20 protein-coding genes are annotated in these 20,379 nt (G+C 44.0%); 7 read left to right on the plus strand and 13 right to left on the minus strand.

The features are described from left to right. Window positions 1–427 precede the first annotated feature (427 nt). The 3 genes from BDD39_RS15075 (at window position 428) to BDD39_RS15085 (ending at window position 5,122) form a co-directional block, all read left to right on the plus strand. The gene (locus tag BDD39_RS15075; protein ID WP_166911924.1) at window positions 428–2,455 is read left to right on the plus strand and encodes a penicillin-binding transpeptidase domain-containing protein; all 2,028 of its coding nucleotides are present in this window, start codon (window positions 428–430) and stop codon (window positions 2,453–2,455) included. A 304-nt stretch (window positions 2,456–2,759) separates the two neighbouring features. Continuing rightward, entirely contained in the window at window positions 2,760–3,926 is a 1,167-nt protein-coding gene (locus BDD39_RS15080; RefSeq protein ID WP_166911926.1) for a CaiB/BaiF CoA transferase family protein, read from the plus strand. Then, a complete protein-coding gene (locus BDD39_RS15085) occupies window positions 3,923–5,122 on the plus strand; it encodes an acyl-CoA dehydrogenase family protein (protein WP_166911928.1) in 1,200 nt (399 codons plus the stop codon). The genes BDD39_RS15080 and BDD39_RS15085 overlap by 4 nt, the downstream gene beginning before the upstream one ends. Window positions 5,123–5,155: 33 nt before the next feature. Here the strand turns inward: BDD39_RS15085 and BDD39_RS15090 are convergent, their stop codons facing one another. After that, window positions 5,156–5,473 carry a DUF3870 domain-containing protein gene (locus BDD39_RS15090; protein WP_166911930.1) on the minus strand — a complete coding sequence of 106 codons (318 nt, stop codon included), beginning with the start codon at window positions 5,471–5,473 and terminating at the stop codon, window positions 5,156–5,158. A gap of 302 nt (window positions 5,474–5,775) precedes the next feature. Between BDD39_RS15090 and BDD39_RS15095 the strand changes: the two genes are divergently transcribed. Further along, window positions 5,776–6,423 carry a LytTR family DNA-binding domain-containing protein gene (locus BDD39_RS15095; protein WP_166911932.1) on the plus strand — a complete coding sequence of 216 codons (648 nt, stop codon included), beginning with the start codon at window positions 5,776–5,778 and terminating at the stop codon, window positions 6,421–6,423. Window positions 6,424–6,764: 341 nt separating this feature from the next. Continuing rightward, complete coding sequence (locus BDD39_RS15100; RefSeq protein WP_166911934.1) at window positions 6,765–8,285, plus strand: acetyl-CoA hydrolase/transferase family protein; 1,521 nt, start codon at window positions 6,765–6,767, stop codon at window positions 8,283–8,285. A gap of 379 nt (window positions 8,286–8,664) precedes the next feature. Here the strand turns inward: BDD39_RS15100 and BDD39_RS15105 are convergent, their stop codons facing one another. The 3 genes from BDD39_RS15105 to BDD39_RS15115 all read right to left on the minus strand — a co-directional run bounded on the left by BDD39_RS15105 (window position 8,665) and on the right by BDD39_RS15115 (window position 10,517). Continuing rightward, on the minus strand, window positions 8,665–8,853 hold the full coding sequence (locus tag BDD39_RS15105; protein WP_166911937.1) for a hypothetical protein: 189 nt from the start codon (window positions 8,851–8,853) through the stop codon (window positions 8,665–8,667). A gap of 347 nt (window positions 8,854–9,200) precedes the next feature. Next, window positions 9,201–9,959, minus strand: a complete 759-nt coding sequence (locus BDD39_RS15110) for an energy-coupling factor ABC transporter ATP-binding protein (RefSeq protein ID WP_166911939.1) — start codon at window positions 9,957–9,959, stop codon at window positions 9,201–9,203. Continuing rightward, window positions 9,960–10,517, minus strand: a complete 558-nt coding sequence (locus BDD39_RS15115) for an energy-coupling factor transporter transmembrane component T family protein (protein WP_243846043.1) — start codon at window positions 10,515–10,517, stop codon at window positions 9,960–9,962. It lies immediately after the preceding gene. A gap of 16 nt (window positions 10,518–10,533) precedes the next feature. Here BDD39_RS15115 and BDD39_RS15120 point away from each other — a divergent pair, with 16 nt between their 5' ends. Next, a complete protein-coding gene (locus BDD39_RS15120) occupies window positions 10,534–11,724 on the plus strand; it encodes an ISL3 family transposase (RefSeq protein ID WP_166907890.1) in 1,191 nt (396 codons plus the stop codon). Window positions 11,725–12,392: 668 nt separating this feature from the next. Here BDD39_RS15120 and BDD39_RS15125 read toward each other — a convergent pair. Next, a complete protein-coding gene (locus tag BDD39_RS15125) occupies window positions 12,393–13,562 on the minus strand; it encodes an IS256 family transposase (protein WP_166907073.1) in 1,170 nt (389 codons plus the stop codon). Between the two features lie 289 nt (window positions 13,563–13,851). Here BDD39_RS15125 and BDD39_RS15130 point away from each other — a divergent pair, with 289 nt between their 5' ends. Further along, window positions 13,852–14,307, plus strand: a complete 456-nt coding sequence (locus BDD39_RS15130) for a MarR family winged helix-turn-helix transcriptional regulator (RefSeq protein WP_166911941.1) — start codon at window positions 13,852–13,854, stop codon at window positions 14,305–14,307. A gap of 200 nt (window positions 14,308–14,507) precedes the next feature. Here BDD39_RS15130 and BDD39_RS15135 read toward each other — a convergent pair whose 3' ends face one another. From BDD39_RS15135 to BDD39_RS15170, 8 genes are all read right to left on the minus strand, one after another. After that, window positions 14,508–15,026 (minus strand): DapH/DapD/GlmU-related protein, encoded by a 519-nt coding sequence (locus BDD39_RS15135; RefSeq protein WP_166911943.1) that lies wholly within the window; start codon window positions 15,024–15,026, stop codon window positions 14,508–14,510. Between the two features lie 3 nt (window positions 15,027–15,029). Further along, window positions 15,030–15,671 carry a pyrophosphatase PpaX gene (ppaX, locus tag BDD39_RS15140; RefSeq protein ID WP_166911945.1) on the minus strand — a complete coding sequence of 214 codons (642 nt, stop codon included), beginning with the start codon at window positions 15,669–15,671 and terminating at the stop codon, window positions 15,030–15,032. After that, window positions 15,671–16,606 carry a nucleoside recognition domain-containing protein gene (locus BDD39_RS15145; RefSeq protein ID WP_166911948.1) on the minus strand — a complete coding sequence of 312 codons (936 nt, stop codon included), beginning with the start codon at window positions 16,604–16,606 and terminating at the stop codon, window positions 15,671–15,673. The genes ppaX and BDD39_RS15145 overlap by 1 nt, the downstream gene beginning before the upstream one ends. Window positions 16,607–16,622: 16 nt before the next feature. Beyond that, complete coding sequence (gene lgt, locus BDD39_RS15150; protein WP_166911950.1) at window positions 16,623–17,432, minus strand: prolipoprotein diacylglyceryl transferase; 810 nt, start codon at window positions 17,430–17,432, stop codon at window positions 16,623–16,625. A gap of 18 nt (window positions 17,433–17,450) precedes the next feature. After that, window positions 17,451–18,386: an HPr(Ser) kinase/phosphatase gene (gene hprK / locus BDD39_RS15155; protein WP_166911952.1), complete on the minus strand. Its 936-nt coding sequence runs from the start codon at window positions 18,384–18,386 to the stop codon at window positions 17,451–17,453. A gap of 118 nt (window positions 18,387–18,504) precedes the next feature. Next, a complete protein-coding gene (locus tag BDD39_RS15160; RefSeq protein WP_166911954.1) occupies window positions 18,505–18,864 on the minus strand; it encodes a phage holin family protein in 360 nt (119 codons plus the stop codon). A 33-nt stretch (window positions 18,865–18,897) separates the two neighbouring features. Then, window positions 18,898–19,977: a DUF4097 family beta strand repeat-containing protein gene (locus tag BDD39_RS15165; protein ID WP_166911956.1), complete on the minus strand. Its 1,080-nt coding sequence runs from the start codon at window positions 19,975–19,977 to the stop codon at window positions 18,898–18,900. Window positions 19,978–19,998: 21 nt separating this feature from the next. After that, entirely contained in the window at window positions 19,999–20,325 is a 327-nt protein-coding gene (locus BDD39_RS15170; protein ID WP_166911959.1) for a magnetosome magnetite crystal formation protein family, read from the minus strand. Window positions 20,326–20,379: the final 54 nt, after the last annotated feature.

A 20,379-nucleotide genomic window follows, 5' to 3' on the forward strand; every position in this document is an offset into this window, starting at 1 on the left:
CATCTAAAAAGCAACCGCTTGCATCTCATTGATTGTCCTTTTATACGTGTTATTGATTCCAAAAACGTTCCATGTCAAAATTTCCCCATTTAGATAATAACAAAGTATTGTTAAAATTTCCTCAAAAAATTTCATTTTTTCTCATATATAAATTTTTTATATTATTGATGATGCTAACTTAAAGACCGAATATTTTTAATAATAATAAAAATATATGCTATTTTTCATGCGTTACCTTAATCGATATCATCCTATATGATCAACGAATGAATAATACTAATATAATTTCTTCGTTTTCCAAATATTCATTCTCCTTCCCTTCTCTATCATTTTTATTGTCTATTTATTCTTTTACAATGATATACTTTAACATAACCAACGAAACTGCCCGAAATATGCTTAACCATAAGTAGGAGGAGTGTAGTTAATGAAAAAAAGAGGAATAACGTTATTTTTGGTTGCGGTATTTCTATCTATTGCATTATCTTCCTGCAGCAAACCGCCATCCCCGCATGACGCGCTGCAAAAATTTACAAAACTATGGACTGACGAGCGGTTCGAAGATATGTACGCAATGCTGTCAAAAAAGACAAAAGAAACCATATCCAAGGAAGAGTTTGTAAAGCGCTACAAAAAAATTTATCAAGATATCGAAGTAACGAATTTATCGGTGACGCCATTGCCGGTGAAAGAAAAAGAAGAAGATAGGGATAAAGACCAAATAAAGCTTCCTTTTTCCGTAAAAATGGACACAATTGCCGGTCCCATCCAGTTTAACCACGAAGCGCGGCTTGTGAAAGAAAAAGAACAGGATCAGGAACAATGGCATGTGCAATGGGATACCACCTATCTTTTCCCCCAATTGCAAAAAAACGATAAAATCCGCATTGCCATTACACCTGGAAAGCGAGGCGAAATATACGACCGCAACGGATTGCCGCTCGCCATCAATGGAACCGCTTATGAAATCGGCATTGTTCCTGGAAAAATGGGCGAAAACGGGGAAGCCATTAAAAAACAGCTTGCCGAGCTGCTCCATATCCCTGTGGAATCCATTAATGAAAAATTAAATGCCGCTTGGGTGCAGCCTGATTATTTTGTCCCGATTCAAAAGGTGGCAAAATCGGAAACAGCGCTATTACAAAGCGCCCGCAACATCCAAGCTGTGGCTGTAAAAGAAGTAGCGGAGAGGGAATATCCATTCGCTGAGGCTACCGCCCATCTGATTGGATATATCGACAACATTACGGAAGAAGAACTAAGCAAATTAAAAAACAAAGGATATTCTCCATCCGACCGCATTGGAAAACGCGGGCTCGAGGAGCTGTTTGAAGAACGCCTCAAAGGACAAGACGGCGCTAAAATCTATATCGAAAAAGAAGATGGTTCAACAGTGACGATCGCCGAGTCCAAACCAAAAAACGGAGAAACGATTACGCTGACGATCGATGCCAAACTGCAAAAAACAATTTATGAAAATATGAAAGGGAGAGCCGGAACCGCCGCCGCCATTCATCCATTGACTGGTGAAATTCTCGCCCTAGTCAGCTCCCCTTCATTCAATCCGAACGAGTTTGTGCTCGGGATTTCATCAGAGGAATACAAAAAGTTAGAAAATAATCCGCTAAAACCGTTAATTAACCGTTTTGCCGCCACCTACGCACCTGGATCGGCCATTAAGCCGGTGACAGCAGCAATCGGTCTCGAACAGGGCGTAATTACCCCTGAACAACCAAAAACGATTACCGGGAAAAAGTGGCAGCCAAAGGACGGATCGTGGGGAAATTATTTTGTCACCAGGGTAAGCGACCGCCTGCAACAAGTGAATTTACGAAACGCGCTCATTTATTCCGATAATATTTATTTCGCCATGGTCGGTCTTGATCTCGGGCCGGATAAATTCAAAGAAGGGCTGCACTCATTCGGATTTGGCGACAAATTGCCGTTTCCATACCCGATTCCAGCCTCGCAAATTTCGAATACAGGCGAGCTGAAGACAGGTCCGCAGCTGGCGGATACCGCCTATGGTCAAGGAGAAATGCAGATGAGCATGCTTCATCTTGCCGCCGCATACACACCGTTTATCAACCATGGTGATTTATTACAGCCAATTTTAGAAAAAGGCCAGCAAAAAACCGTTTGGAAACAACAAATCATTTCGGCAAAAACAGCAAACATCGTCGCAGAAGGGCTAAAACAAGTAGTCGCCAATCCAAACGGAACCGCACACGGCGCTTATATGAAAGATATTCCACTAGCAGGAAAAACCGGGACCGCTGAGTTGAAAGATAAAAAAGGTGAAAAAGGAAAAGAAAATGGGCTTTTTGTTGCTTACAATACCAATCATCCTGACGTTCTCATTGCCATGTTAATAGAAGATGCACAAAATGAACATGGCAGCAAATACGTTGTAAATATCGTGAAAAACATTTTCCGAACGATAAAATCGCATTAACGGCGCTCATTCTTGAGCTCCCTTTTTTAAGCGAAAATTTTAGACTATTTACAATTATAAATCTATTATTTATAATAAACTTAACAAAGCCGTCTCTCGTCAGTTTCGTCGCTGACGCCATCCAGGCGGTCATCATAAAACAGGAAAACAACAATTTTATATGATGAACGTCATAGCTCAAGAACTGTGACGATCTGATCAGCATTTCCTAACCGAAATGCTTCCTCAGGTCGTTAAAGCCGGTTCCTTTCTTGGCAAAGAAAAGGAGCCGGCTTTTTATTTTCCCGCATAAGGAGGTGAGTCCATGCCAGGAGCGTTAGACGGCATCCGCATTCTCGATATGACGCGTGTGCTTGCCGGGCCGTATGCGACGATGATTTTAGGCGATCTTGGCGCCGATGTTATTAAAGTGGAAGCACCGGGTGGATCAGATGATACAAGATTTTGGGGACCGCCGTTTCAAAACGGGATGAGCGCCTATTATACGGCGATTAACCGCAATAAGAGAAGCATTACCGTCAACTTAAAAACGGAAGAAGGCCGAAAAATCATCCGTTGCCTTGCCAAAACAGCCGACGTCGTCATCCACAACTTTAAAACGGGAACGATGGAAAAGCTCGGGCTTGGTTATGACGATTTATCGTTGTTGAATCCGCGCCTTATTTATTGCTCCATTACCGGCTTTGGTGAAACAGGCCCTTACTCCCGCCTGCCTGGGTACGATTACATTATCCAGGCGATGAGCGGATGGATGAGCATTAACGGCACCCCTTCATCCGGACCGCTGAAAGTCGGAGTTGCCATTGTCGATGTATTTACCGGATTATACGCGGCGATCGCGACTCAAGCCGCACTGTTTGCCCGCGAAAAGACCGGGCGCGGACAAAAAATTGACCTTTCTTTATTTGATTCGGCCATCAGCACGCTCGTCAATGTCGCCGCCAACTACTTAATGTCGGGTGACATACCGACACCGTTAGGAAACGAACATCCGAATATCGTTCCATACTCGACATATGAAGCAAGCGACGGGCCGATCGTGATCGCCATTGGAAACGATCGGCAATTTCAATCGTTTTGCGAACTTCTGTCAGACCCGGCCATTGGAAAAGACCCTCGCTTTCAAACGAATCCGAGCCGCGTCGCCCACCGCGAGGAGCTCAACAGACGCATTAATGAAGAGGTGAAAAAACGGACTCGGGCCGAGTGGCAGCGCTTGCTTGCCGAAAAAGGAATACCATGTGGCCCAGTGCAAAATCTTAAACAATTGTTTCAACATCCGCAGACGCTAGCCCGCAATATGGTCATTACGATGCATCATGACAAGATCGGGCCGCTAAAGCTTGTCGGAAGTCCGATTAAACTATCGGATACAAAAGTATCGTACCGCCTGCCGCCTCCGCTTGCCGGAGAGCACAATGACGAAATTATAAAAGAAATCATCAATGAAACGGGGGAAGATTCATTATGATGAATTTCGATTTTACTCCAGAACAAGAAATGCTTCGCAGCACCGTGCGCAAATTTGTCGACAAAGAAATTATGTCGTACATCAAAGAATGGGATGAACGCGGATATTTTGATCCGAATATTTTCAAACGGCTTGCGGAATTAAACTTAATGGGCGTATGCATTCCGGAAAAATACGGCGGAATGGGCATGGACTACAACTCGCTCGCCATCGTCTGCGAGGAGCTAGAACGCGGGGACACCGCGTTTCGCACCGCCGTTTCCGTGCACACCGGCTTAAACAGCTTAACCTTGTTGCAATGGGGCACGGAAGAACAAAAACAAAAATACCTTGTTCCACAGGCAAAAGGGGAAAAAATCGGCGCCTTCGGCCTGACAGAGCCAAACGCCGGTTCCGATGTCGCCTCCATTACCACCACCGCCGTCCGCGACGGGGACTACTACATTTTAAACGGGCAAAAAACGTGGATTTCACTTTGTGACACCGCCGATCACTTTATCGTATTCGCCTATACGGACAAATCAAAAAAACACCGCGGCATTTCCGCCTTTATTGTCGAACGGACAATGCCAGGCTTTTCGTCAAGAGCCATTAAAGGAAAACTAGGCATCCGTGCCGGCAACACAGGCGAGTTGTTCTTTGACAACGTCCGTGTGCCGAAAGAAAACCTGCTTGGCGAAGAGGGCGAAGGATTTAAAATCGCCATGTCCGCCCTCGACAACGGAAGATTCACGGTTGCCGCCGAGGCAGTCGGCCTGATTATGGCTTGCCTTGAAGCGAGCGTAAAATATTGCCATGAGCGCAAAACATTCGGCAAAGAAATCGGAAGACACCAGCTTGTGCAGCAAATGATCGCCCGAATGGAAGCGGGGCTGCAAATCAGCCGCTTGCTCGTCTACAAAGTAGGCTTTTTGAAAAACCAAGGCCGACGAACGACAAGAGAAGCATCACTCGCAAAGTGGATCGCGTGCGACTTCGCTAATCAGGCAGCCGACGATGCCGTTCAAATTCACGGCGCGTACGGCTACTCAAACGAATACCCAGTCGAACGCTACCTCCGAAATTCAAAAGCGCCGGTCATCTACGAAGGAACACGGGAAATTCATACGATTATGCAGGCGGAATACGTGCTTGGCTACCGCCAGGACAAACCGCTGCGTAAAACGCTTCCGGCCTGGAATCCGGAGTCGGTGTAAATGTAAAAAAATCCCCCGTCCGAAGCGGGGGATTTATTCTTTGTCCTCCTGCATTTTGCAATATTGCTTGTATAAATCTTTCAGCGCCGCACATAACGCCGAATTCGCCTTTCCTAAATACCCCTCATTCAGCTGCTCTAAAATCGAATCAATCCCGTCCCTTAGCGAATGGCCTTTAAGCAAGCGGGCGATATAATCGCGCCCGTGCTCCGTTGCCAGCGTGCACGAAGCATCGACAATCACCCCGTATTTTTTATCAATCTCCGCTGTGATCGTCAGCGTATCATATACGCTTTTTGCCGCCATTCCCGCCGGCAGCCGTGCGTGTCCGGCGATAAATTGTGTATTCATCTCCCTCTCCCCTTATGTAAAGATGTCTACTATAAATATAAGATTAAAAACAGGATCAACCAATAATTTTTCTCAAGTATATCAACAATTTTTATCATCCATTTGCCTACACTGTTGCCCCTTATCCTCCCTTTATGGATGCGCGGCATCATGCTATAATGATGCTCAAACGGGCTCCTTCGGATGGAAGATAAGCGTAAAGGGGGCTTGTATGGCGCTACCGTTTAGCAAAAACATACAAGTCGGCAGAAGCCTCGCTTTAAACGAAGGAAAGTGGCAGATCGTTTACTAGAGGTGATAACATGGATTCATTTACTGTCTCCTCTATCGCAAAAGTGATGAAGGAATTATTTCCTAAAGAAGCGTCTTTCGTGATTTCTGATAATAAGCGCTATATTTATTACCAACCAAGCAAACAGATCGATTTAAAAATTCGCCCCGGAGACAAAATCAAACCGGAATCGGTCACTTACAAAGCCTTGGTCGTTCAACGGAAAATTGCAGAACAAAAAGATAGCCGCGTTTTTGGCGTGCCTTATTTCGGGATATCCGTCCCAATTTTAGATGACGGCAGCCCGAGAGGCTGTGTTACCGCAATATTTCCGAGAAAGCCGATGCTTACAATGCCGTATTTAACGATTCGAGTGACGGATCGTTGGCTTCCTGTTCCTTTCGAGAAGGTCATCTATTTAGAAGCCCAAAACCGGAAAACGTTTGTAAAATCAAGTTATGCGGAAGGCTATCATAAATATAACTTAACCGAACTGGAATTTGCCCTTCCTGATGATATATTTGTTCGGTGCCATCGATCCTATATCGTTAACATTCATCACATTGCAGAGATTCATCCAGATTCGCATTCAACTTTCTTATTGATAATGAAAGACGGCTCAAAAGTACCTGTCAGCCAAACATATGCAAGCTATTTTCGAAAACTGCTCTGCTTTTAGTAATATAGCATCTTCCCTGGTGTTCCTGCTTATCAAAACGGTACGCTTTCCTTCCTTTTGCCAATCTCTTTATCTCTAAAGGGCCCATGGAAAGTGGGCTCTTTATTATTTTCCGCAACTATTTCACTGATGCATTGCAATCTATGTATTTATTTTCTTTTATAGGTAATGTTTTTTCTGGCTTATCCTTTTCTTTTTCGAATTTGTTTTTTTATTTTTTCTTCTTTATGTATCAAAAATTCTTTTTTATTCCCAAAGAAAACCTTTTTATTCAATTTTGAATGATTTTTTACAGCCAAATCGCTAGAATATTAAAAAAAAACAGAAGAGGTGATGTCGCGTTGGATAAACATATTTCAGAGCTAATCGGCAATCCCCGTTTAAGAGACCGAATTGTAACGGCAGAAACAGCTGCTTCATGGATAAAAGATGGCATGACGCTTGGTTTGAGCGGATTTACCCGTGCAGGCGATGCCAAGGCGGTTCCTTTTGCGCTGATCGAGAAAGCGAAACAACAGCCCTTAAAAGTAAACGTATACACAGGCGCTTCACTAGGCTCGGACATTGATAAAATGATGGCAGAAGCAGGAATTGTCAACAAACGTCTTCCGTTCCAGGCTGATTCTGTTATGCGGAAAAAAATTAATGAAGGAGAAATTTTGTTTGTTGATCAACATTTGTCCCATACGGCGGAATTGGTGCGTTCAGACGTATTAAATCCTATTGATTTCGCAATTGTGGAAGCGGTTTCGATAACTGAAGACGGAATGATCATCCCGACTACTTCCGTAGGAAACTCTTCTATCTTCGCGAAAAAAGCCCGGCATGTTATTGTCGAATTAAACATGGCTCAACCAAAAGAACTCAAAGGACTTCATGACATTTACGAAGTCGGCAAACAAGGGGAACGAGAACCGATACCTTTGACCAAAGTAGACGATCGAATCGGAACAATCGGCATTCCAGTGGATGAAGATAAAATTGCGGGAATTGTTTTGACAAACCAACTTGATTCACCGTCCACGATTGTACCTCCAGATGCGGAAACAGCTGTTATAGCAAATCATTTAATTCATTTTCTACGAAAAGAAGTGGCAGCAGGCCGGCTTTCTGAAAATTTAGCTCCGCTTCAAGCAGGTATTGGTTCGGTTGCAAATGCTGTCCTTTACGGTTTATTAAATTCGGAATTTTCCAATTTAGAAGTTTATTCAGAAGTTCTTCAAGATGCCGTGTTTGATCTCATTGACGCTGGAAAAGTCCGGTTCGCTTCCGGTTGCTCCATTACTTTGTCTCAAAACAAAATGAAACAAGTATATTCCAATTTAGATGCTTACCGAGACAAGCTTATCCTTCGCCCTCAAGAAATTTCTAATCATCCGGAAATCGTTCGCCGTCTTGGACTCATTTCCATCAACACAGCTTTGGAAGCAGATATATACGGAAATGTTAATTCTACACATGTTCGCGGCACAAACATGATGAACGGCATCGGCGGTTCAGGCGACTTTGCGCGCAATGCACGCCTTACCATCTTCGTGACAAAATCCGTTGCAAAAAATGGGGCTATTTCAAGCATCGTTCCATTCGTATCACACGTCGACCATACCGAACATGACGTGGATGTGATTATCACGGAGTATGGTTACGCTGATCTTCGCGGATTGGCGCCAATTGAACGAGCACCACTTATCATTGAAAATTGTGCACATCCAGATTACCGTCCGCAGTTGCGTGAATACTTCAAGGAAGCGCTTAAGCGCGGAGGCCAAACACCGCACGTGCTTGAGAAAGCGTTCTCTTGGCATGTCAATTACGAGAAATACGGAACAATGATGGAACCAAAATATCAATTGCAAACTTAAGAATAAGATAGGAAGAACGGGGTAACCTTCACAGGGATACCCCTTTCATCAAACCACACGTGCTCTATTAAAACTTTCGATAGAATTTGTGAGATGCGTTGAGGTACTTTTCTGGCATATTTTGGGAATCATAACATCCTTCGCCTTTATATTTTCCTATACGTTCAGAGATACAGAAACGATCATTTTGATAAACGTTTTTCTCTCCCCTAAAGGTGAACACAATGAAGATCATCAAATTCACTAAAATACTCCTGCCCTTTCCTTCAACAAAAAAGCATTACTTCTGCTTATTGAAGTAATGCTCCCATCAGCGACCCGCTCCACACTTCTCAGCGATACAGATGATGAAAGAATTTTGTCCTTTTTGAGAGTTAGATTATAAAAAAGGAAGGTTGCCTTGATTCTGCTGAGTACTGTGCATATAAGTTTCTATATAAATTCTTTCAGAAGCTGAAACATTTTTTGCTCCCTCTTCAGGGTCTATTTTTAGATTTCTCTTTTTTGCGATAAAATCCATCATGCCCCCCAAGAGAAGCAGTCCAACGATTAATATAATCCATCCCATTTTTTTCACCTCCTGCTTTTATTTTATTATATTTTAGCACTTATTAACAACAACCCCATCTATTGGATAACAAGAAAGCGCGACTTGATGTATGGTAAATGAAACTGGCCGGAGCTGAACATTGAACGTTAACCAAGCAATTTTGAAAATTAAGCGCAGACAATGCTTGTTTATGCCGCCATGAATTAAAAAAAAACTGGCGAATTACCTATGGAAGACGAAGCACCATCCTTCCTTTTCATTCGCATGGTTTCCTATTCTCCCCGCTTTTCTTGAAAACATACTCTATTTATGGAACAAATTTTTAAAAACCGGTGAAGTTCAATAGACATCTTTGCATATCCGAGTCATCTTTTTGAAGCTCCACAGATAGGACAATTCTGAAATGAAAGAGGTAATTCCAAACCACAGCTATCCAGCAATTCCGCATTGGATAAAATCTCCTCTGTGGTTCCATCTGCAGCTATTTCACCTTTTTTTATCACAATAATTCTTTTACAGGTTTCAAACACCATGTCCAAATCGTGGCTAGTAATTATCTTTGTATGTTCAAAGCTTTTTAACAAATCAATTACTCTCCGTCTTGATTTTGGGTCCAGACCTGAAGTTGGTTCATCCATGATCAATACATCGGGTTGCATTGATAAAACGGTTGCAATTGCGGCAGACCGCTTTTCCCCACCTGATAGTTTATAGGGTGCCCGGTCTTTCAAATGAGGTATTCCAACCATCTCCAATGCCTGCGTCACCCGTCTCTCTACATCTTCCTCCTCCAGCTTATAATTTCGTGGCCCAAAGGCAACGTCATCATAAACAGTAGTCATGAACAATTGATCGTCAGGGTCCTGAAAAACCATTCCCAATCTCTGACGTATCATCGGTAATGTTTTTTTTGTTACACGAACATCTCCTACCAGTACTTCTCCACCATCCGGAAAAAGAACTCCCATCAATAGCATCAGCAGCGTAGACTTCCCAGCACCATTCGCACCAATGATTCCTACAGATTCACCATGATGAATGGAAAAAGACATATTTTTAATTGCTTCATGTCCATCCGGATACGAAAAATGCAAATTTCTTACTTCAATTTTATGATGACTCATCTATCGAATCACTCCTGTAAACAATGACCCTATCAATACAGGTATATTGTAAATTCTTGCAATAACAAAAAACAGACTCCATGCAGTGAAATAGGCAAGATCTTTAAAGCTTAGTTTTGAAATATCTCCGGTATGGTACTCTCCTGTAAAGCCTCTTAAACTCATTGCCTGATATACCCGCTCTGCTCTCTCAAAAGTCCTTAGCAATATTTGTCCGGCAAAAGAACCCCAAACACTCCACTTTATTCCCTTTTGTCCTGGCGCCCTAAGGGAATACGCTCTCATCATCCTGGAAACCTCTTCGATCAGCACCGATATATATCGGTATGTTAATAAAAGCTGTAAGACAAAAATCTTAGGGATTTTGAGCATCCGCAAGGCTGCGGCCAACCGATCCATACCTGTGGTTGCAATGAGTAAAATGCTGGCTGTCACTGTTAAACTACATTTTATAAAAATGGATAAAAAAGGGTTCATCACCAAATTTTGTGATTTAGTGACAAAAAAGAGAAAGCACTGACGAGATCCTGGCAATAATGTTAGCGGTGAAATAAACATTAAGGAGGTCTCGTAAGTGCTTTCTATACCACTAGGATTGCCAGAATTTAAAGTTATTAAACAAGAACTTCTTTCCTATGGTTATGCGATTCATGTAGAGAAAACAGAGACACAGGAACGTTGCCCTCATTGTGGGTTTGCCACTTCCTCTGTCCACGACAGACGGACAAGAAAAGTACGGGATTTGGCGATTTTCCATCAACCGGTGTACTTGTTCGTAAAGGTAAAGCGCTATCGGTGCTGGAATTGTTCCCAAGTGTTTTCCGCCTCTTTGGAATCGATTCCACCCAATCAACACTACACCAATCGATTTTGTGAGTACTTGTATGAACTTTGTGAAGGCTCCACCATTCAAGAGGTTAGCCGAAAGCACCGCATCCCATATACGACATTGGAACGCATCTATTACTCCATCGCATCGAAAAAAGCAAAAGAGCGCCAAGCAGCAAAGGGGGCATCTTTTCAGGAAGGGATGGTGCTTAGCTTAGATGAAATCGCGGTAAAAAAGGGACATCAGTATGAAACCGTATTGATGGATGCCAAAGCCGGATCGGTCATGGGAATGCATGCCGATCGCCAATGTGACTCCGCCATCAACTTGTTGAGCCAAAATGTCCTGTCGAAAGAAATGGTCCAAACGGTGATTCTTGACATGTGGGAACCTTATCATAAGGCGGTTCGTGCCCTGTTTCCATCTGCTTCGATTGTCATCGATAAGTACCATGTGGTTCAAAAAGTGACACAAGCCTTGGATCAAGCAAGAAAGGAATTTTCTCCATTGAAAAAGGCTCGATATCTTCTCTTAAAAGGATGTGAAAAGCTTCGTAAGGACCAACGGCTTCGATTAGACGATATCTTGGAGGAGTATCCGGCACTTTCCATTGCTTATTATCTGAAAGAGTTGTTTCGGGATTTTTACCGAACCGATGGATATAACGAAGCAAAGGAACGCTTGGAAGAATGGATTAAGTTAGCCAAACAGAGCCCTTTTGCTTCTTTTCAGGAAGCAGCCAACACGCTTGAAAGGTGGAAGGAGCCTATTCTTTCCTACTTTTTGTGCCCATATACAAATGCCCGGATCGAGGGGACGAATCACAAGATCAAAAACATCAAACGCCGGGCATATGGCTATCGAAATCTAGAACGGTTTCGTTTGCGTGTATTTCTGGAGTGTACAGGGAACACTACAGGTAGTCAGGCTGCTTAAGCGCTCCCTTCTTCCGCTATCGGTATGATAGTTGGTAGAATGGAACCCGTCAAGGAAAGCACTTGACTGTTTCCATTCTACCAACTTCGTGGTCTGTATGCGGAAGAAGGATACTGACTGATGAACCTATTTCATCCAGCTAACATGTTTCTAGGATTGAGTAGAAATCACAGAAAATGGTGAAGACCCTATTTTATATTTTTTGGAAGTTCACCCAGCTTGAAAAAATGAGATGAATACAGCAAAAAGAACCCCATAGATGATTCTATCTACCCTCTTATTAAATACCCAACTCCTATATTAAACGCTGAAATGTATAAAACGCCGGTTTCGGAGTATAATCATCCCGCATAATACCAAATGGATAGAACAGATCATCAATAGATTAAACCAGACGAAATCATAAAACCCTCTCTTCCTTATTTTTGAGAAGTCATGCAACCAACAAGTTAGGTTTTTAATATTTTGTAACTTGTCTTGGCAACTAATGAAATTGCATTGTGATTCGCGGTACCGTCAAGAATTTTGTGTAATGTAAATGGGGTAGGGTTTCTCTGAAATGGATTTGAATTGATAGGGGACTGATTTTCTCCACACAGGAGACTGAATATTCAGTCTCTTGTGTGGAAAGGGAGAATCCCCTTATTTTGTTTATTTACAATATTTGGTTAACAATAACGTTCTTCAAACATTCGTTGAAGGGCTTCCTGCGCTTCGGCAAATCCTCTTAACTTTCGCCCTGCCCATTTCTCATTAAAATCTTGGATGGTCAAATACACGACTTTTTCCGCGGCTTCTAAACTGCTCAAACTGTTCATCGGCTTTAGACGTTTCCGAATCTCTTTGATCGTTCGTTCGATGACATTCGTCGTGTAAATCACACTTCGAATACTGCTTGGATAATCCATAAATGTAAGGAGGACATCCAACTCATTGGCCCAAGATTGAACTTCTCTTGGATATTTGCTGGACCATTTCGACTCAAACTGTTGAAACATTTGTAACGCCATCTCCTTATTCGGCGCGCGATAAATCAGCTTGAGATCCTCGGCCACTTCGAATTGGTCTTTTTTCCGAACACGGCTGAGGGTGTTGCGGACTTTGTGCACGACACAGCGCTGCACATCGGCTTTCGGATACACCGCCTTAAAGGCTTCCTCCAGCCCCGGAAGGCCATCGAAGACGCCAAGAAGCACTTCCTTGACGCCTCTTTGGTAGAGGTGTTGAAGAATTTCCTGCCATCCATAGGCGCTTTCTTGTCCTCCCACGAAGAAATCCAGAATTTCTCGATACCCTTCTTCATTCACTCCTAACACCACATAAATGACTTCTTTCTCTACCGTATCGCGGCGAAGTTTCACGTACAAGCCGTCCAAATATAAGACAGAATAACGTTTGGATAGTGGACGATGGTGCCATTTCTCGATGTCTTCTTTCACGACATCGGTAATACGGCTGATCGTCGCTGGAGAATAAGCATTTCCTAGAATTCGTTCGATAAACTTGCCAATTTCCCGTGTACTCATGCCACTTTGATACATCCTAATGATGGCTTCCTCCAGCCAGCCGGTGTGGCGTTGATAAGGGGCAAACAACTGTGTTTGAAATTCCCCGTTTCGGTCTCTTGGAACCAAAAGACCCTCAATCCGGCCATATTGCGTATCTAGATTTCGCTGATAGTAGCCGTTTCTCATATTCGGCGTTCCAGCCTGTTCGATTTCGAGGAAATGTTTGATTTCTTCCCGCATAATCAGCTCTAATTTTTCCTTCACAAACTGACGAATGACACTTTCCAGTTGATTTGCCCAGTCGACATTCGGTATACTTCTTTTAGACATAGGTAGGGTACTCCTTTCTCTAAGATTTTTGGTCCAATCAGAGAATACCCTACCTTTTTTCTTTTGTTCTAGCAAAATGCTTTACACAAACTTTTATACATCATCTGATTCGCATCACGATAAACTAACTTTAGTAAATAAATATTTTTTATAAGCCTGAAAAATATTTAATTAATATTTACTTTTATTTCCAACCATATAGCCAAAACACATATAATTATTCACTAAAATCTAAATAATTGTTTACTAAATGTCATGCGTTTTTGAAAAAAGGAAAGGATGTATACAAATGACACGGATTCAAAAAGTCGCCGAAAGCTTTGCTCAACTTCTTCCTCTGTTTGATAACAAAGTTTTCAAACCGATCATCCAGGCTACCCCGATTCCGAAAAAAAAATCGGATTTAACTCATTTGCAGTTTCACATTTTGGAAACTTTGTTCCATGCAAAGACAGGGATCTCGATGACGGAGTTGGCCCAACACTTGAGAATTTCCAAACAGCAGTTGACCCCTCTAATTCGAAAATTGGAGGAAAAAGATTATGTGGTAAAAATGCAAGATTCTACTGATCGGCGAGTTGTTATACTCATGCTGACTGAAAAGGGGAAAGACATCGTAAAAAAGCGCTGGGAGGAAATTTATCATCTATTTTGTGACAAGTTAGGGAAACTCAGCGAGGATGACTTGATGGACTTGGACTATGCGATCACCAAAATGATTCGCATTATGGATAAGCTCGAGTGAGTCTCATTTCCAAACGGCGTATGTACATGAAACAGTGGAAGCTAAAACGTACAATCTATGATTAGACCCTAATTAGACAAAAAGTGGGAAAGGAATGATTATTAACAATCTGCCAAATGAACCTTAGGAACTGTCCAGCTCGCTGGATGAAGGAGAAACCGGTCTCCCACCTCTGCATAAATGTAGGCGGGAGACTCCATCTATTCATTGGAACGGCCTTTTCTTCGCTCCATCTCTTCTTTCGTGTAAATAATTCGCATCGGATTGCCGGCGACAAACGCTCCGGCCGGCACATCTTTATGGACGATCGTGCCGGCGGCGACGACGGCGCGGTCGCCAATGACCACCCCGGGAAGCACGGTTGAGTTCGCGCCGATCATCACTTCGTCGCCAATAATGACATCTCCGAGACGGTATTCATCAATTAAGTATTCATGCGCCAAAATCGTCGTATTGTAGCCAATGATGCAATTGCGGCCGATTTGGATTTTTTCCGGAAACATAATATCCGGCATGACCATAAAGGCAAGCGCCGTTTTTTCGCCGATTTTCATGCGCAAAAACGTGCGGTACAGCCAGTTTTTTACCGCTAAAAACGGCGTGTAGCGCCCGATTTGAATGATGATCACGTTTTTGAACACTTTCCAAAACGACACGGTTTTATAAATTTGCCATAGAGAATTGGCTCCTGATACCGGATATTTCGTCGTCCGTCTCACCCGTTATTCCACTCCTACAATCGTCAATAAATCGCTCATTTTTTCCAGCATAAAATCCGGTTCATATTGTTCCAAATACTCCCGGCCTTTAATCGTCCACGCTACTCCCGCTGTTTTTGTGCCAGCGTTTTTTCCTGCCAAAATATCGTGATAATTATCGCCGACCATTAACGCTTCATCCGGCGTTGATTGCAGCAAGTCCAGCGCTTTATAAATCGGCTCCGGGTCCGGTTTTGCATGTTTGACATCATCAAGACCGATGACGCAATCAAAAAACGGCGCAAGGCGTGTTTTTTTCAGTCCCATCACCGCCGTTTGATGGATTTTCGTCGTTACGACCCCAAGGCGGAACCCGTGCTGGTGCAGTGTTTTGATCGTTTCATACACCGATTCAAATTCGCGAATGAGCGCGTCATGGTTTGCAAGATTGAATGCGCGATATGTATCAACCATTTCTTGGGCGCGCGACGGATCCAACGCGTGAAACGTTTCATACAGTGGAGGACCAATAAACGGCAAGACGTCCTCGCGTTTATATTGGCCTGGATAATATTTTTCTAGCGTATGCAAAAACGACTGAATAATCAGTTCATTCGTATCAACTAATGTTCCATCGAGATCAAATAAAATGGTGCGAATTGTCATTATGCGGCTTCCTTTCTTTTTATTTCTATGACACGATTCCAAATGAAACCGACAAACATTGTCAGCACAATCGCGGTAGCAAGGCGAATGCATAACAGCGACCAAACCGGGATGCCAAGTGGAACAAACACAAGTGTGTCTTCCACGACCGCATGGCAAGAGACGAGAAAGATAAAGGCCAGCGTAAGGTCATGCTTCGATACCCCGTCTTCTCTCACCGCCTGGATCATCACGCCTGCGCCATACGCGAGCCCGAACACAAGCCCGGCCGCCAATGTCAATGAAGTGTTTTCCTTCATGCCGAGCGCTTTTGTCACCGGGGCCAGCCATTTAGAAAACGCATGAATCCACTTTCGCTCTTTCAATATTTGAATGGCCATCATCAGCGGAATAACGATCAGCGCCAATTGCACAATGCCAAGGCACGCTTTTTTCACGGCGGCAAACAAGATCGCTCCCCAGCTTGTCAGCTGCTCCGGCAAATTCGATACAAAACCGTATTGCGCCGTTTCGCTCCCCCCATGCCAAAGATGATGGATCAATAAAGCGGACAAAAGCGCCAGCCCGATGCGAACAATAACCATTAGCACAATACTCATGCCGGTTCGCGACGCGACGGTCGACTCGATGAGCAAGTTATGAGAAAAAGAAAGCATGACCGCCAAAATCAACACTTCTTTTACCGTTAAGTGCAGTGTCAGTATGGCGCCAATTCCAGCGTACAAGTTCAATAAATTGCCGAGCACAAGCGGAATCGCCGCATCCCCCGGCAAGCCAATCCATTTCATCAACGGCGCAACAAGCTGGATAAGCCATTGCAATACCGGTGTGTGCTGCAAAACCGATACGATCAACGTAATCGGAAAAATCACTTTTCCAAGCGTCCACGCCGTTTGTAAGCCAACGAAAAACCCGCGCCGCAATATGCCAACCATCTCTTCCTCTCCTTTGCTAATCGTTATACCGCTCCTTCGCTAATCCTGTCATTCTGCGAAATGCCCATAAACATACCGAAAGGACAATGAGCACAACCGAAACGACTTGCGCAATGCGAAGGTGGCTTGTCAACATCAAACTATCGGTACGCATTCCTTCGATAAAAAACCGGCCGATCGAATACCAAATCAAATAGCTGAGAAACAATTCTCCGCGCCGCAAATTGACGCGCCGCAGCCACAGCAGCAACAAAAAGCCAGTAAAATCCCACAGCGACTCATATAAAAACGTCGGATGGTAATATTGGCCGTTAATATACATTTGGTTAATAATAAAATCCGGCAAATGCAAGTTTTCAAGAAACTGCCGCGTTACCGGACCGCCATGCGCCTCTTGGTTCATAAAATTGCCCCAGCGCCCGATCGCCTGCCCTAAAATAATGCTTGGCGCCGCGATATCCGCCAGTTTCCAAAAGGAAAGACCTCTTTTTTTCGCAAACACGATGCTGGTAGCAACCGCGCCGATCAATCCGCCGTGAATGGCAAGGCCGCCTTCCCAAATTTTCGGAATTTCCGATATATGTTTCGAATAATAATTCCACTCAAAAATCACGTAATAGGTGCGCGCGCACAGAATCGCGATGGGCACGGCGAACAAGACAAGGTCAACAAACGTTTCTTTCGCAAGCCCGCGCCGAACCCCTTCTCTTGTCGCTAGCCATAATCCGATCAATACCCCTGTTCCGATAATAACTCCATACCAATAAATCGTAATCGGACCGAGATGTAAAAAAACGCGGTCTAACGGCTGAATCGTCGAATCCATCGATTCTCCTCCTAACTATTATTCGTAATCGTGTTCCCCATCTTCAATCGCATCGGTCAAGCGCGCAGAAAACTCTTCTGCGGCGTTGACTCCCATCCGCTTCAAACGGAAATTCATCGCAGCGACCTCGACAATGACGGCAAGGTTTCTTCCCGGGCGAACCGGTATTGTCAATTTCGGCAATTCCGTATCCAAAATTTTTACTTTTTCTTCTTCGAGGCCAAGACGGTCATATTGTTTATTCGGATCCCAAAGTTCTAGATCAATCACTAGCGAAATGCGTTTATGCGTCCGTACCGCACCGGCGCCAAATAATGTCATCATGTTAATAATGCCTAACCCGCGAATCTCCAGCAAATGCTCAATTAATTCCGGCGCGCTGCCAACTAACGTATCTTCATCTTCCTGGCGGATTTCGACACAGTCGTCCGCGACAAGACGATGGCCGCGCTTGACTAGTTCGAGAGCCGTTTCACTTTTGCCGACCCCGCTTTTTCCAGTAATTAATACCCCGACGCCGTAAACGTCGACCAACACGCCGTGCACCGCCGTTGTCGGGGCGAGTTTGCTCTCCAGATAATTCGTCAACCGGCTGGAAAGACGAGTCGTTTTCATTGTTGAACGCATCACCGGCACCGACTGCCGCTCGGAAGCTTCAATCAGCTCCGGCGGAACTTCCAGCCCGCGCGATATGATAATTCCCGGCGTAATATCCGTACAAAGCCGCTCCATTCTTACTTTTTTCTCTTCAAGACTTAGTGTTTCATAAAACGACAGCTCTGTTTTGCCTAATAACTGAATGCGTTCAGCCGGATAATAAGCAAAATAGCCTGCCATTTCAATGCCAGGGCGGGACAAGTCGCTTGTCGTAATCGGGCGGTAAATGCCTTCCGCACCGCTGACTAACTCTAACTGAAATTTTTCGATAATGTCTTTTGTACGCACTTTCGGCATGTCGGCATTCTCCCCTTTCTTTGTCTTTTTCCATTTTAGCACTTTTCTTGCTTGCATTGAACGAAAACATCGCCGCAAACAAAAAGAGGCAGAAACCTCTTTTTGTTCCGCCCCTAATTTATTTTTGCCGCAACGGCTCAATAATCGCTTTTTGAATAAGCAAATGGAAAAAGGAAAGCACGATCGAAGCCAGCAGCGCGGTGCCAAACCCGTTGATTTCAAATGCACTGCCCATCAGCGCCGCGGTCATCTTCAACGTAATGGCATTAATCACGAACAAAAATAATCCCATCGTTAAAATCGTCACTGGCAGCGTGAATAAAATTAAAATCGGACGCACTACCGCATTTAAAATTGCTAAAATCATGCTGGCGATAAAAGCGGCACCGACGCCGCTAAAATGAATCGAATCAAAATATCCGTCAATGGCTATTAACAGCACCGTATTCACAAATACACCAATTAACCAATTAAGCATGTTATCACCATCTTTTTTTATCATCGCTTCCCGCTACTGATCGCCGCCTCCAGCCGCATACAGGGAAACGGATCCTGCTTTGGATTCCGCATAAATATGAAATGGCGGCTTTGCACTATTTTGACATTGAAAACGAATCGCTTTTTGCGCGGTTTCTTGCTTTTCTTCCACTAAAAATGCGTTCGGATGGCGGCACACCAATCCGCCCAGGTTCGTTCTCATTTCTCCTTCCAAGCATATATCGCGCGGCAGCAGCAACGTAATGTCTCCCGTTACCGTTTTTCCCGTCACGACTCCATCTTCCCTTTCCATCGCGTACGCAATTGCGCCGCTAAACGTCCGCAGCCGCGCATAACGATAATGGCCATCGAGCTTAATTTCTCCATGAATCGTTTCCGCTTCCACTTCCTCGAACGTGTTGCGTTCAAGGACGATCGCCCCATTGGCCGTTTCCAACTCCGCCTCCTTGCCGGCAAGGCGGTACAGCATCATACTCCCATTCACGTTTTTAATGTGCAGCTTATCGGTGTGAACGTCTTCTATATTTATATTGCCATTAAGCAAGCGAAATTTTGCGTCTTGAATCGATGTTTTCGGGATATAAATGATAACATCCGTCTTCATAAACGGCTTGGAAACGGAAAAGCGTAAACACCCATCCCGCACAAGAAAGACCGCTTCTTCGATAAAAGCGCGGCGCGCTGCATCTGCCGATTCCGAACGATACACTTTCGCTTCACATTCAACGCGGACCTCTGCTTGGTCCCATGGTATCATCTTTATATTTCCATTGGCAATATATACATCTATTTCCCGTAGCTTGGCGTCGCTTTGTTGAAAAATATGCTTTACTTCAAACGCATTGGCAAATTGGAAATCAAATTCTTTTACCTTTTTGACGGCCATATCGAAAAAGTCCACGAGTTTTTCTTTAAGAGAGGCCATTTTGATCGAATGATGCTTAGCGTCCGCATACGGTCCGGACGTATAGGACGATGTGGAAAAGCCGTTATCGTTCTTTTTTTGATCTAACTGCTCCAGCAGCAGCAACGCTTCTTCCACCGTCAGCTTTCCTTCTTTGACCATGTTGAGTATGCGCTTTTTCTCTTCCATGGAAAGCTCCCCTTCCATTCCTTATTTTAGCACTTGGATGCCTTTAATAATATTCCAAATGACCACAACCAAGTTGACGATCCCCGCTGCAATAAAACCAAGCCATACTAGGCCGCTGCCGACCAAAACTGACACGTCGCTGCCTCCCCCTGTCCATCCAGTAAAAATAGCGGTAACGATAAACAACAAAATGGTCGCGGCTGGAATCAAGTGGGAAAGCAGCGCTTTTTTTGCATGGTGTTTCACTTCCGGGTGATCGGTGACAAAGTAAACAACAATCGGAAAGATGAACCCGGCAAAGAAAATGCTGAAGTAGCATAAGGACGCAAGCACTTTATTGGAATTCACCAACAAATTCCTCCTTTTGTTCTATATGATTTATATACGGCGGCAATGCAGAAA

The sequence above is a fragment of the Saccharococcus thermophilus genome (assembly GCF_011761475.1).
GTDB classification, from domain to species: domain Bacteria; phylum Bacillota; class Bacilli; order Bacillales; family Anoxybacillaceae; genus Saccharococcus; species Saccharococcus thermophilus.